Source organism: Vibrio sp. YT-18 (assembly GCF_033337345.1).
Lineage (GTDB): Bacteria > Pseudomonadota > Gammaproteobacteria > Enterobacterales > Vibrionaceae > Vibrio > Vibrio alginolyticus.
Genome location: NZ_JAWOQO010000015.1, coordinates 40,835 through 54,249 on the forward strand (window position 1 = coordinate 40,835; position 13,415 = coordinate 54,249).

Genomic DNA, 13,415 nt, shown 5'->3' on the forward strand with positions numbered 1-13,415 from the left:
TCCCTGGTTATGCAGCCTGCCGACGGCTTCGCATTACGGCCTTGATTGCCTCAGGTATGCTCATGCCTTGTTTCACAAACTGGTCGATGGCGTTAACGTCCACCGGATCGGTCGAATAAAGTAGCTTCTGGAAGTCGCCCACTATCAAGCGACCGACGCCCATACCGCTCTTCGATTTGATAAAGATTTCTGAGTACACGCCTTGGATGGTGTGTACCGTTTTGAGGGTGTGGAACCCGCCCTCTGAAAGGGTCAGACGACCGCTACGTTTAACAGATTCCACGGTTTCTTCGGTTTGGCCGAGCAAGTACATGCTGGCCGAGTTCTCCGCGATGGCGCGGCCCACTGCGTTCTCATAGAGGTCGTTGATGGACTGCGTTGCAATGACAACGGAGCCACCGTACTTACGGAATTTGCGGTAGGCATGTTCCATGAAGACCGAGACCTCGCCCTCTTTGAGCAGGTCCCAGGCCTCATCCACGATGACGACTTTCTTGCGGTTACGTTCACCCAGGAATACTTCTTGCTGGATCTGGTAAATAAGCTGGAGTAGTACAACCTGACGCAAGTGCTTACGCCCTTGCAGTTCATCGAGCTCCAGTACAGTGAACTGGTTCTGGAAGCTGACGTTGTTCTTGCGAGAGAAGTATTTCCCGTAGCTGCCCTGCGACGTAAAGGCGTAGAGCTGCTGACCAATATCCTTGAGGCGCTGGTCATTTTCTTCTTCCAGGCAGCGCTCAGCGATGTCGTCAACCTTCATCTCTTTACCTTTCTCTTCCCACAGGCGAGAAAGGACCTGTTTCAACGCAGAGATTTGCCATTCATCCAGCAAGCCCTTAGCCGAAGCCATCGCACAAACGAGGCTGACTATCGCGTCTTCTTCGTCCTCGTAGTTCTGTATGAGCTCAAACGGGTTGAGGCAGACGTGCGTTCCTTCTTCAAAGTGAACGAAGTCGCCATTGAGCATTTCCGACAACTTCTGGTAGGACTTACCGGCATCAATAACCCAGACCTGAGCCCCCTCGGACAAGTAGGAAAAAATCAGTTCGTTGGTAAGGAACGATTTACCCGAGCCGGATTCGGCTGCGATCACCAGGTTCTTGTTGGTATTACTGTCGTGAAGAGACAGACTCATGAGCTGGCCGTTGCGGGAAATCAGCGCTGCATGATAGGTCCCGGTCCCCTTCCATTCCCCAAACACCGGCAGGACCACAGCAGCCTGCTCGGTTGTCATGGTCTTGTAGCGGAATAGGTCTCGCACTGCATCCCGGTCGGTACAGAATGGCAGGCAGTTGAGGAACATCGGCAGAGCAACGAACTTGTCCTCCATCAGCTCGAACCGAGATTCACGCCAGATGTTTCGTGCGGCCATCGCCGCCGCTTCAACACGTTCTTTGGTTGGAGCAAATAAAACCACCGAGTAGGTGATCTTGACTGGCTTAGCCCCCTCTTTCATGGACTCATAGAGAGTGTCGAAGCTCTCCTTCTTGTCCGCCAGCACCGGCACGAATTTGAGCATCGGCCCGTAGGCTTGGTTTACAGTGAACTGGCGTTTGCGCTCCAGAGTGTTTTTCGTGCTTTCTGCCTCAGGGAAAAAAACATTGGTCACGACCATGTAGTTTTCTTTGATGCTGGAATTGCCGCCGCTGAGATCCCCGGCATAGGTCAACGCATCACCAAAGTAGAAAACGTCAGGCAGCTTTTTCGCTGACATGACTTTCGCGTGGTAGTCACCCAGCCTGATGCCATTCTTGCTGACTTCCACGTCGGTGCCGTAATCGAAGATTTGCTCGCAGATGGGCTTATCCATCTCCCAATCCACAGAGTCATGTCGCCATGAAGCATCTGGCCCCCAATTCAGGATGGTGCTCATGATCCGGATGTAGTTCACCGCCGTCATTGTGCGAGGACGCAGACCAACGGTTTGAAGCGATGATTCGACCTTCGTGCGAAGCTGTGCGAGCTGCTGGAGTTCGCTTTCAGTCGGGTTATTGTTCTTGATGGGGACTTTGCACGTAACGAACAGCTTGAGGTCTTGGATCAAGCCATTGTCGTAGATACCTTTGTTGGTCTTGGCAAATATGCGATCTGTCGTGTGGTGCTGGAGGAAGTTAATCCGTTCCTTGATAACAGATGTCAGCAGCTCGTGACGGAAGCCATCACGCAAACCCATCATCCGGTACATCTCCTGATTGATGTCCGGGGAGCGGAACAGGACAAACTGGAGCGTAGTCTTCGACGGGAACTCCTGATTCAGGAAACCGTTCATTCGCTCCTGAACTTTTTCATCGGCACCACACAGGGGCTCACACATGAAACCAAAGCCTGCACTGTGATCATCCATAAGGAAGACATGATCGTCTTCGTCATAGGCCAGGACAGGAATAATCCCGGCAGCTCGCAAGTGCTCCGGGATCAACGTTTCTTCGAGTTTCTTTTTGATGGTTACGATCATTCAGCACTCTCCAACCATGATTTCAGGTTCTTCGGACGTCCTTTGCTGACACGACCATCCGGAGCAACAACGAACGGAACGCCCTCAATCCCAATGAAATGAGCTGTCAGCAGCGTTTGGTCGTATTGGCCGGGGTCGCAGGTTTCTTTTGAAGGAAGGGAACCCAGGGTGTTGTTCATCAGCGCATCAAGCGCGTGGGTTTTGTCTTTCGCGCAGTACAAGTTTTTTGCCAGGCGGTTGGACTCAGCACCCAGAGCTGGAATCACGATAAATTTAAAGGTGTAATCATCCACCAGCGATTTGGCATCACCCATGAGCTGATGGCAAACCGCGCACCTAGGATCAACAAAGACCACCACCTCTTTGTCACCACGCCCCATCGACACAGTGTTCAGCGTGTCCACATCCATGCCCATGCTCTTGAAGTGGATACGCTCCGCTACATCCCTCATTTGGGACATCGTGTTGAGGGGCTTCTTGCTCCACAGGTCGTAGATTTGTCCTGAAATAACAAATCGTCCGTTTTCAGAGAGGAACATGATCTGCCCATCACTTTGGACGGCTCGAACCCCTTTGATGGGTAGCTCTACAATGTCCTCTATCTTCGCCGCTCTGGGATCGGTGATTTCCAATTTCGATGACGCATGAGCCGTGCCGGTAATAATCCCGAACACCATCAGCGCCCCAAGTAATTTTGTCCGCATGTCTATCCCCTAAGATTGGATTACTGGATGCTGGGCAGTGTATCCGGGGGATGGAAATAGACTCGCCTCTGTAATAGCCCAATTTGGACAATTCCAGCGCGATACAAAAAAAAGCCCGGTCTGAACCGGGCTTTGAGAGGAATGAACCTTAGTTCATGGTAACAGCTTCGGATTTGCCCCCAGAGTCATCGACCCCAACCAGAGAGATGGTCGGCATCGTTTCATAGGTGCCCTTGCTGATAGTCACTCGATCAGAGCTGATGCTCTGCAACTCACCGGCAATGGTCCATTCGTAGGACTTCATGCGGCCATCGGTATCTTCGCAGTTCGCATAGACGATCCACGACCCAACGGTCTCTCGTGAGCTCAGGCTACATGCAGGCAACTTGTTCTCTGCAACATTGATGTTCACCTCGCCCTCAGCTTCATGCCCCATTTCTGAGGTTATTTTCAGCTTGATGCTGTGCTCACCAGCGCCCAGAGTTGCTCTGCCGTAGTAACCACTGCTTTCCAACGGTGTACCATCTACCGAATAAACACGAGTCGAAATACGGTCGCGTGGGTGGCCGCCAGAAATGTACGGTCGCAACAGCACATCCAGAGGCTCACGCTCGTATTTGTTCGAGCCAGAGTATTGCAGGTCAATGGCATAGGGCGCTGCCTGGCCGATCTTGAGCGGTTGCTCGATCACGGTCTCATGGCCGCGAGCATCACGGACAGTGACCTTGATGTTGTAATCACCCGGCTCATTGATCACAAAGGACCGGACAATATCCTGCCGCTGATCCTGAATCACAGCGCCTTCCGGCAACTCCCACTCGTAGGTCGGCTCTTCCAGCTTGCCGTTGAAGGCAATTGGCCGCACTGACGCGGTGATCGTCGCAGGAGCCACGTCTGCGTTCTTCCTAACCTGCATTCCGAAGCTCGGCCATACATACTGCCAAACGCGGGAGCGTAGGCTATGCGAAGCCTCTGCACCCTGATCTCGGTATCCTTCGATCCAGGTGGTGTACTTCGTTTCTACAGTAGCCTGATTGAGGTCAGTGTCAGAGGGTTCGTACTCAGCAGTATCACCCTGCACAATCGAGCCATCAGGCAGCGTGAAGAACCCGTTCAGCTTCACGTCCATCCCACGGTAAGGCAGGCTGGTTTCGGCTTTGAACACATACTTCTTACCGGTCTCAATAACTCGCGGCCCTGTCACGTAAGGACGAGGTGCCTTCACTGCTCGGAAGTCAACCGCCGTTTTCGCAACTTCATAGGCATAGCCGTCATCAGCCGGTGCCGTGGCAGAGCGCACACGAGCCCACAGGCGGTATCGGGTTTCTTCATCGCTCGAAAGCGTGATGCTATCCCCTGTCTGCGCGTAGGTTTTGCCACCGTCAGTAGACCACTCAACAATGGCATTGCCACCGGAGATTGGCTCATCGTTCAACGTCAGGTTCGCTGTGTACTTGCCTTCACTTCCGACAAACAACGTGGTCGGGCCGATAACAGCAATATCAGGTTTGTCGTAAGCGACAACACTGACCGCTTCGGTGTACTTTTCCGCACCTGAGTTGACGTTCACCACCTTGGCCCGAACCTGGTACTCCCCCTTGTCGAAGGTCTTCACAAGCTGATACTTGTATCGATCTTCTGGGATGAACTGCTCCCAGGTTTTACCGTCGTCCTTACTGGTTTCCCACACAACCTGGCCGGTAGCCCGGAGATCCTGACGGTCGTCCAAAGATAGCTTGAACACAGCAGTGAACGGAGCTTCACCAGACAACTTGCGAGCCTCCACGCCAGCACCGATGGCACCACCGCGAAGCACTGTCAAGAAGGCAGGTCTGATAGACAACTCTGTGCGGTTGTAACCCTCAACAGGGCTTTCCAGAACAGCCTCAGCAGCGATACGGACGGAGGAAGTATCCACACCAGACAGGTCTACTGAGAACTGAGCTTCACCGTTCGATGCTTCCGCATAATCAGTGAGCGCAACCGTCTCGTTGTAGGCCTTTTGCTGGATCAGGCGTACTTTCCACACCCCCATCGTGTTAGCGTCATAGTCACCATCAGGTTTGTACTGATCACGGATGAGAACCCTAACCGGCAATGCCTGGGTGTCAATCGCGGTATCACCTTTAACTTCAACGATAGGACGGATACTGTCAGAAGGTGCAGAGATAGCCCGGTAGACAACCTCAGTCTTCACATCAGGCACCTTGTTGTAGGCCGCGTTCACCTTGTAGGTGGTCTCCTCCCACAACGCTCGCTCATCGGTATTGATGCGGCGATACACCTTATTGGTGGCACCCCATCCCGGAGTGAAGGTCTCAGACTCAAGAACATCCGAGTTGCGCGATATGGCAATATCCAGATCAGCTCGTTCAGAGTTGATAATGGCATCACCCAGGTAGTTACCTGTCATCGGCACCAAGTAGATGTTGTCTTTGAAGTTGTAGTCGGAGGCTAGTTCAACGGTCGGAGCTGGTGGGTCAACCGCTTCGACATTGAAAGTCTCGTCGTTCAACGTCACCCTAGTGCCGTTACGGGTGAAAATACTTACCCGCCACCCCAGTGGATGAACGCCGTTGGAGGCCAATGAACCAGAGAGCGAAGGTGATTCCGATAACGGGTCTTGGACCAATCCATCGGGGATCTGCTGCCACTCGAACAGACAGGCACGGCTTGCACTACCAACAGCCTTGTTCGCGGCCTCTTTTTTCGCACGGTCTGCGCTGAGGGTTATAGAACAGTCTGGCCCCTTGCTCTGCTTGAAGTTCACATCAAAATCTTCAATGACGCGATTCACCTGAGCAATGTCATCAATCGGGGTGTAGCCAACAGAGCCATAGGCAGTAGTTACCGTCAGGTTCTGAGAGCCAGACCCAACTTTTACCTTGGAACCGTCACCACTGAACAGGTACAGGCTGTATTCGACAGGTTGTTCACCAATGCTCACAGCCTGCCCCACCAGCCCAGCAACTTTCATCCCGTTGTTGTCCTGCGTAGTTTGTTCAGCCTCATCTGGAGTTCTGTCCCACTGGAGCAAACACACCGGGTCACGAATTGGGTCTGCGGCCATAGCCACATCCTCTTTCGTGGTGAACCGGCAAGGCACACCCGACTCTGGCAGGGCATAGATTTTCACTGGGTCAATGACCTGGCGAATTGTCCATGATTCAGCAGAGAGCTTAGCCGTCCCTTTCCAGGTATTGATGTCCACAACCAAGATGGGTGAGTTCGGCGCGGAGGTCATGACAAGAAGGCTGGAAGAGCCGACCACATCAGGAACAGCAGGTTTAACCGGAATGCTCAAACGACCACCTGACGCACCGAAATCATGTTGGCTCATGATCCCCATTGTCTGGCCTGGCTCGATACGCACCCCATTAACCACCAGCGGTACTTTCGCATCAGAACGTAGGGTCGCAAACACGTCGTATGAACCTGTCACGACAGCACCATCACTGAGCGTCAGCGGCTTGGTTTCGATGATCCGTTTGCCATCTGCATGAACAAATTCATGAGTGACAGCGGGGACCATGACCTTGCCATCCATCCCATCCGCCAGCATTACCTGACGAGGTTTGTACTCGAAGCCAACAGCCTTTTGAACCGCATTGCCTTGTGCATCCTCACCGGAAACAGTCAGCGTGTAAGATTCCCCTTCCTTCAAAGAAGGGAACATTACCGGGTACTCAAGGCGGAATCGACCTTTCGACTCCTCACGCCAAGACAACTGCACCTTGTCATTGGCAGGCCCCCCTACAAGGGCAATAGAGGTCAATTTAGGTGAAGGGTCGATAGCATCAGCCAAGGTAATAACAACATCATCTAGAGTCTGGATAGCTGCTCCATCTGCCACACTGAGTGTCATGGTTGGTGGCGTTCTATCAGACGTTATCTGGAACATTGGTTGTCGCGTTAAAGGCCCGTGCATCTCCTCTGCTGCGGCAACAAGACTGTATTGCCCCTCAGGGAGAGTTTTAAGATCCCACTGGTAAGTGTAGTTCTCCCAGTTGTTGGCTATTAACCCACCAGTTGGAGACAGCTTGTTGCCTTTGCTATCTTCAATCCATGCACTTCGCAGACGCAGCCTATCAAAGTAAGCGCCTCGTCCTGGCTGGTTAACGAATAAGGTAAATACCTTGCTATTTTGATCGAACTGCTGACTTAGCTGAGGGTAGTGCTGATCGTTCCAGTTAACCTCTGCCCAAAGAGGATTCGAGCGAAGAGATTTATCCGGATTGAAAACTGTCGCATTATCGTGGACGTACCCTGTTGTGCCTTTAGCCATTGTGAAGCTATTTGCAATCACGCAGCTATCTTGACCAACAGGAATTTCACAGCTTCCCCTGTGAACGGCAGTTTGAACGTAAGGCCTTGGTTCAACTTTGACACGGATACTACTAACAGTGACAGGAAGAACAGAATTGTTCACCCAGTAGCGGTAAAAACTAGACCATCCTATATCACTGTAATTGTAGTCCACACCCAAAAGTCTGGGACTTTTAGGCGCTGATGGAGAGAGTGTGAGGTTATAAGCAATACCGCCTCCCCCCCACTGGCCGAAGTTCACCCAACGCCAATAATTGCCGTCGGTATTGCCATAAGGTGCGGTTGTGACGAGATAAACATAGCTGGCATCTTCTCCTACCTTGGACATCTCTCCCAAGGCATTGGTCATATTTATCCCACCTTCTCTATACTCATGCCAGTTATCACGCGGAACACGCCAAGCTAACTTGATTGGGTTAGTTTTAACTGTCATGCCCTCAGTGTAAGCAACAAATCCGGTTAATCCAGGGCCTAAGTTGTTTGTACTTGAAGGGTCATAAACACCAAAAGGTGCAGACGGAGCATTGGTTATGCTATCAAACATCACTTTTTGACGAGGTGAAAGATAGCTATTTCCAGCGCTATCGCTTATCTCAAACTGAAGTGTAAACACTTCATCCAAGTCAGAGGCTGGGAAAAAGCCAGATTGGAAAGACTGTCTAGCTTGTCCGTTAGCGTCATCGTAGTTCACGGATACATCTTTGTAGAGTGAACCGTCTTGACGATACAGCTTTGCTTTGACGCCTTTGATGGGTGACTCATCAGAGATTCCTGACAGCAAAAAGGCATTATCCTCAGAGCCACCTAGACCCAGTTTCCAAACATCACCGCTAGTAACCTGCCCATAGTTACTATAAACCGGGGCAAGCGAAGAGTAGGTTGGCGGCGTCACATCGACAGTAAGAGGGTATTCATCCGTCTGTACTGTAGAACCATCAGAGGCAAGAATTTCCGCCCTGATAGTGTATGCCCCACCAACTGGAGCTGGTAGTTGAAGTTCCGCACCATAGTAGGATTTTCCACCCACTGTGATGCGATCAGTAGCCCCAAGAAGGTGGCTGGTCGCTGTCGAAACCACTGTTCCATCCGACCGAAGCACCGAAATCTTTACCTTTCGGTCGATACCGGCACTCAAGGCAAACGAGATATTGCCCGTTGGGTTGGCATAGTTGGCATTCGGAGTCAGAGACCGTTGCGTACCATCTGGAGCCTTAAAGGTGTATTCCAGCAGCTCTGCATGAGCAGCACCAGCGGTAAGAACCGCCAGAGCCCCAAGCATCGCCGGAATTTTAGGCTTGAAATTGATCATCGCATTCTCCATTCGTTTTGAGTTACAAGAACCCAATGCTGGAGGTTACGGGAGGGAGTGCATAAACATGGGCTGTGGAAGTGCCCTTTTTGAGCAAATAAGGAAATCCTGAATTGTGTGGGAGAGTGTGTTCAGCGTGGTGTGCTTGGTCAAGACCGAATGGGCTACGGATTGAGAGGGCACGATGGGTGCATGCTGTCTGTCTGCTGATTGCAGTAAAATTAGTGGGATGACGCCACAACTCATAAAAAAAGGTTTAATTGGCGGACTGGAGTGCGTCTCGCTAATAAAACTGTATAAATCCGCGATCACCAGATGCGGTTTCCATTGCAAAATATGCTCTTTTGCTAACAGGAGATTATTGATTCCTGATACCAGAAATGAGGAGCTGAACCTGCCAGAATGATTAAGCAAGGCCTCTATCCCTGTGCGGGTAAAGTGGCACCGGTCAATCACTAAAATTTTAAGCATAAACGTTTCGCATTCAGAAGAGGGGCAATCGACTTTCTGGTTTCAGAAAGCCCTTCATCATAGAGAACTCCGATGAGTGCCAAATGCGGGAACTACGCCGCTAATTATGCTTAATTCTTGCTTTTAGCAGGCGGTGAATAAAAAGGTTGAAATTCATTTTCTTCCGGGCAAAAATGCCATTTCACACATTAGCTTTGCAGGACGACCTGCAAACGCTTCTTTCACCGGGGACGGCCCCATTGTTCTGGAGCCTGATATGTCCTGGATCGTTTTATTAATTGCAGGTTTGCTCGAAGTTGTCTGGGCGATTGGCCTGAAATACACCCACGGTTTTACGCGTCTTACGCCAAGCATTATCACTATTGCGGCGATGATCGTCAGTATCGCCATGCTCTCTTGGGCAATGCGCACGTTGCCTGTAGGAACCGCTTATGCGGTCTGGACCGGTATTGGCGCTGTTGGGGCGGCCATTACAGGGATTTTGCTGCTGGGTGAGTCTGCCAGCCCGGCACGTTTGCTGAGCCTTGGGCTGATCGTTGCTGGCATTATTGGTCTGAAGCTGAGCACTCACTAAGCGCCAGGCTGTTTCACCCAAATCAGTTTATTCACTTCAAACCCTTCCCGGGTCGCGATGGCTAACATTTGCTGTTTCATTTCATCTGAAATAGTAGGGGTCCGTGAAAGGATCCACAGGTAGTCGCGATCCGGACCACAAACCAGCGCGTGACGATATTCCCGGTCGAGTGCAATTACGTTATACCCGCCATAGAAGGGGCCGAAAAAAGAAACCTTAAGCGCGGCTCTGCTTGGGTCGCCGGTGAAATAGGCTTTCCCTTCCGTTTTCTGCCACATCTCCCTGTCAGGGTTATAGCCCTTGTTAATAACGTTGATGCCGCCGTCGTCGCGCAAGCTGTATGTTGCGGTCACTTTATCCAATCCGCGCTCGAAACGATGGTCGAAGCGCGCAATTTCATACCAGGTTCCCAGATAGCGTTTGGCATCAAAGTTATTTACCACGGTAACGCCTTTCGGCGGTGTCGGGGAGCTACACGCGACAACCAGGAATGCAGCCGTAACTGCAGCAACGACGGGCAAAATGCGCATGGGATTTTCCTTGCTGTATTTTTGTTAAGTGTAGATGACAACAGGAAAAAAAGAGAAAGAAAGGAGGCCCAATATCCTGGGCCTCATCGTCAGTTATTGCAGCTTTTCAAGAATGCGCCAGGCCGCCTCGACACGGACAGGGTTAGGATAGCTTTTGTTTGCCAGCATCACGATGCCAAGGTTTTTTTCTGGAACGAAGGCTACGTAGCTGCCAAATCCACCAGTGGAGCCCGTTTTATGCACCCATGAGGCTTTCACTGCGGGGGCGGGCGGGTTTACCTCAACGGCGGGAAGCGCTGCCAATGCCACTTTGCTGTCGCTGCCGTTGATGATCGAATCAGCTTTCAGCGGCCAGTTCAGCATCTCCCAGCCTAATCCCTGGTACATATCGCCAATACGCCAGTAGCGAGACTGCGCAAGCGCAATGCCCTGCTGGAGCGTTTTCTCCTGAACGTGGCTGGCATCCATGTTGGCCTGAACCCAGCGGGCCATATCAATAACGCTGGATTTCACGCCATAGGCTTCGGCGTCAAGTTGTCCCGGAGAAACGTGTACGGGCTTCCCTTCGCGATAGCCCCAGGCATAATCTTTTTGTTCGTTCTGCGGAACCGTAATCCAGGTATGCGCCAGTTTTAATGGTTGCAGGACGCGTCTGGTCATTGCCTCTTCGTAACTCATTCCTGAGGGTTTCACCGCCAGCGCGCCAAACAGACCAATGCTGGAGTTAGCGTAAAGTCGCTTAGCGCCCGGAGTCCATTGCGGCTGCCAGTTTTGATAAAAATGCAGTAATGCGGCTTTATCCCTAACGTCATCGGGGATCTGCAGCGGTAGGCCGCCTGCCGTATAGGTGGCTAAGTGCAGCAGGCGGATACCCTGCCACTGTTTGCCTGTCAGTTCTGGCCAGTATTTCGTGACCGGATCGCTGAGCTTAATTTCGCCGCGGGCGATAGCATCGCCGCCCAACACGCCGTTAAACGTCTTACTAACCGATCCTAGCTCAAACAGCGTTTGCTGCGTGACTGGGTGGTTATTGGCGATATCGGCTTTACCCCAGGTGAAATAATAGGGTTTTCCCTGGTAGATAACGGCAACGGCCATACCCGGAATAGCCTGCTCCTGCATCAACGGGGTGATGGTGCGATTAACGATATCGGCAATCTGTTGTTCTGTTTTTGCGGCAGCAAATGTGGAGAAAGAGGCTGTCAGCAGCAGAGCGCAGCATAACGATTTTTTCATCATGAAATCAGTTCCGTAATTAAAAGCAAAAAGGTGTCCGGGCCCGTCAGACGCAATCAGTGTGTTTGATTTGCACCGTGTTGACAAACGGTTAAATTTAGCAGCAGATATAAGTTTTTCCTAAATTCCACGTGTGTTTTTTATTAGCTTCAAAAATCACTATTTCACGAAGAATTTAGACTGCTTCTCACACATTGTAACATTATTTACAACCACCTTTCAATCATTTTTGATAAATCATTGATTTCATCTTTGCTGCAATGATACTTAATAAACTCTGCAAGTTATCCACAGAGCAACACTCAATTTTATTGATGATATTCTTATTATACCAGACATTTTTCATACACTCCCTTGTACGGATAGTTTTCCGACAACTTCATGATTACATATCTTGCGGTTTTGATTATTTTTGCTGCAAGAAATACATACTTCAAACGAAAGGTCTTTATTTGCTGTCTGTATTCTGAAGAGTCCAAGGAATCAAACTTGAACAACAAAAATAGGTTATATGAAAGCATCATCATTTGAAACACGGCTTCATTCGCCCAAAATGACTTTAGCAAGAGATGACCCACCGCCATGTCGTATTTGGCTTCTTTGATATAGTTTTCAGCATTACCACGCTTTTCATAGTATATAACTACTTTTTCAGAAAGCAAGGTAGTATTTGTTACAAAGAAAAAGTAGTCGTATTCGGAACCTTCTAAAAGTGATAATTGTGCTCTTTCTTTTTCTGGTTTCAGTACGCGAGATACGACAAATCTTCTGTCTTTTTCCCATTTAACTAATTTTGTATACAGTTCTGTAGTTTCTCTACCTTCTTCTCCTTTAACGAATACAATTGATGAATTCGTTGCTTGTGAGGTGAGTGTAGAATAACTTTTGGCTTTAATTAAATATTTGCATCCAAGAGATTCTATCGTTTCGATAATTTTTTCATCAAAGTAGCCACTATCCATTCGAAATAAAATTTCTAAATCGTCTGATTTGATGTTAGCAACAATTTCTTTGATCATTTCCGCAGCACCGTTTGCAGTGTAAGTATTGCCACTTCTTACAAATCCGGTAACATATGCTTTTAATTCGTCGCAAAATGCAAATTGGATATTGTAGCATCGGTTTCCCAGTTTCTTAGGATTATATCCTTTTGACGCACCTTCTTGATGACCTTCTACGTTAATTACACTACTATCAATATCAATCGTAATGGATGTCAATTTACTTTTAGTGAGCAGTTTTTTAAAGACTTTAAAATTAATGTCTCTAAACATTTGGGTTGTCTTGAAGTTGAAGTTTCCTAGAAACCGTGACACTGTTTCAGGTTCTTTTACGGAAATATCAAACTCGTTGACGAGGGGATCATTTTGAAGTAGCTTTAGACGTTCTAACTTATCAATGCCAATGAAGTGACCGCAGAGCATGGTCTTTATATGATTCATCTTGATTTTATTTGTTGAGTCATTATCAAATACGAGGTCATTTTCAATAAAATCAAAAATCCCATTGCTTTTTGCATTCTCAAGGAGCAGAAAAAGACCTGCATTTGATGTTAGATTCTTAGCTTTGAAATCAATTTTATTAATCATAATTAGAACCCCTTTTTACTACTTTTCTTACTATTATTTTACCATATATCGAGTCATAAAAGCTGATAATTTAACATATTTTTGAGCACTTTTCTTTCACCCAATGGGTGAAAGCTGAATTTCGAAGGAATGCATATTTATCAAGGCTTTGATTATGCTTTTTGAAGTACTGACGTAGAATCTAGGGAAATAGTTGGAATTTGTTATGACTGGACTTTTTG

The 13,415-nt window shown here is 49.3% G+C and carries 7 protein-coding genes; 1 reads left to right on the top strand and 6 read right to left on the bottom strand.

Annotated elements, in window-relative coordinates; translation table 11 throughout:
* Positions 1-7: 7 nt before the first annotated feature.
* The 3 genes from traC to R7M72_RS18375 all read right to left on the bottom strand — a co-directional run bounded on the left by traC (position 8) and on the right by R7M72_RS18375 (position 8,794).
* On the bottom strand, positions 8-2,455 hold the full coding sequence (gene traC, locus R7M72_RS18365) for a type IV secretion system protein TraC (protein WP_000637384.1): 2,448 nt from the start codon (positions 2,453-2,455) through the stop codon (positions 8-10).
* Positions 2,452-3,159 (bottom strand): DsbC family protein, encoded by a 708-nt coding sequence (locus R7M72_RS18370; RefSeq protein WP_001259346.1) that lies wholly within the window; start codon positions 3,157-3,159, stop codon positions 2,452-2,454. The genes traC and R7M72_RS18370 overlap by 4 nt, the downstream gene beginning before the upstream one ends.
* Positions 3,160-3,307: 148 nt before the next feature.
* Complete coding sequence (locus R7M72_RS18375) at positions 3,308-8,794, bottom strand: Ig-like domain-containing protein (RefSeq protein WP_000606835.1); 5,487 nt, start codon at positions 8,792-8,794, stop codon at positions 3,308-3,310.
* 727 nt (positions 8,795-9,521) lie between these two features.
* Here R7M72_RS18375 and sugE point away from each other — a divergent pair.
* Positions 9,522-9,839 carry a quaternary ammonium compound efflux SMR transporter SugE gene (sugE, locus tag R7M72_RS18380; RefSeq protein WP_000118520.1) on the top strand — a complete coding sequence of 106 codons (318 nt, stop codon included), beginning with the start codon at positions 9,522-9,524 and terminating at the stop codon, positions 9,837-9,839.
* Here sugE and R7M72_RS18385 read toward each other — a convergent pair.
* The 3 genes from R7M72_RS18385 to R7M72_RS18395 form a co-directional block, all read right to left on the bottom strand.
* Positions 9,836-10,369 (bottom strand): lipocalin family protein, encoded by a 534-nt coding sequence (locus tag R7M72_RS18385; RefSeq protein WP_001221666.1) that lies wholly within the window; start codon positions 10,367-10,369, stop codon positions 9,836-9,838. The two genes, sugE and R7M72_RS18385, sit on opposite strands and share 4 nt — an antisense overlap.
* A gap of 93 nt (positions 10,370-10,462) precedes the next feature.
* Positions 10,463-11,608: an extended-spectrum class C beta-lactamase CMY-2 gene (locus tag R7M72_RS18390; RefSeq protein ID WP_000976514.1), complete on the bottom strand. Its 1,146-nt coding sequence runs from the start codon at positions 11,606-11,608 to the stop codon at positions 10,463-10,465.
* A gap of 323 nt (positions 11,609-11,931) precedes the next feature.
* Positions 11,932-13,194 (bottom strand): IS1380-like element ISEcp1 family transposase, encoded by a 1,263-nt coding sequence (locus R7M72_RS18395; RefSeq protein ID WP_000608644.1) that lies wholly within the window; start codon positions 13,192-13,194, stop codon positions 11,932-11,934.
* Positions 13,195-13,415 lie beyond the last annotated feature (221 nt).